1 protein-coding gene is annotated in these 300 nt (G+C 54.7%); it reads right to left on the reverse strand.

Features of this window, described 5'->3' with window-relative positions; genetic code table 11:
* A partial coding sequence (locus E5Q11_RS18240) for an ATP-binding cassette domain-containing protein (RefSeq protein ID WP_135804735.1) occupies positions 1-252 on the reverse strand: 252 nt, incomplete at its 3' end.
* Positions 253-300: the final 48 nt, after the last annotated feature.

The following is a 300-nucleotide window of genomic DNA, read 5'->3' on the forward strand; positions in this document are numbered from 1 at the left end:
GTGAGCATCCAGCTTGCCCATGAAAATATTATGAAAAACCGGAAGGGCATTCACCAGGCCCAGATCCTGTGGCACCAGAGAAGACTCGCGGCCAACCTGTTGATGGATCAAGCTGATCAGAGTCGATTTGCCCGCGCCGCTTCGCCCGACAAGCGCCACCCGTTCGCCTTGTTTCACACTCAGGGAGAGCGGGCCTATGACCCGTTCCCCGGCGAATGAAGCCGACAGGCCGGTTAAATCAAATCCCGACATTAATCGATGATTCCGATCTGTTTTCCGACCATTTCGATCGGCGTATAG

It is taken from the genome of Marinobacter confluentis (assembly GCF_004785685.1).
Lineage (GTDB): Bacteria > Pseudomonadota > Gammaproteobacteria > Pseudomonadales > Oleiphilaceae > Marinobacter > Marinobacter confluentis.